We start from the raw sequence: 613 nt of genomic DNA, 5'->3' as shown, positions 1-613 counted from the left end.
TTCATTTCGCGTCCGCTCCCGCGATCCGCATATCGGCGCGCTTGCCGACGGCGACCTCCGTTTCGACGGAAAGGCCCACGCTCAATTCGGCCGCGGCCTGTTGTCCATGATCGATGGTGATCCTGACCGGCACGCGCTGGACAATCTTGGTGAAGTTGCCCGTTGCGTTGTCGGGTGCGATCGGTGCGAAGCTCACGCCTGTAGCCGGCGCAAGACTATCGACATGGCCACGGATCACCACGCCCGGAAAACTGTCGACCTTGATACGCACGGTGTCGCCGGGGCGCATCCGGGCGAGCTGGTTCTCCTGGAAGTTAGCGACGATATAGGCGTCCGACAGCGGGACGATCGCGAGCAGCGGTGCGCCGGTCGTCACGAATGCGCCGACGCGTGCCGAGCGCCGTCCAACCTTGCCGTCGATGGGCGCGTGGATCTCCGTATACGACAGGTTGAGTTTCGCCTGTTCGAGCATGGCTTCGGCACGGGCTAACGCACCCGCGGCCTTGTCGCGCTGTGTCTTCAGAACGTCGAGGTTCTGCTCGGTTGCCACGAATACGGCGCGATTGCGCGCCTGCTGCGCGAGCCCCTCGGCCAGCGCGCTCGCGGCGTGCTG

1 protein-coding gene is annotated in these 613 nt (G+C 65.1%); it reads right to left on the bottom strand.

Annotated elements, in window-relative coordinates; all coding sequences use genetic code 11:
• Position 1: 1 nt before the first annotated feature.
• Positions 2 to 613: HlyD family secretion protein (locus PQR54_RS38870; RefSeq protein WP_408255454.1), on the bottom strand; the 612-nt coding region annotated here is incomplete at its 5' end.

It is taken from the genome of Paraburkholderia phytofirmans (assembly GCF_046028095.1).
Lineage (GTDB): Bacteria > Pseudomonadota > Gammaproteobacteria > Burkholderiales > Burkholderiaceae > Paraburkholderia > Paraburkholderia phytofirmans_A.
This window is presented reverse-complemented; position numbering and strand designations above follow the sequence as displayed.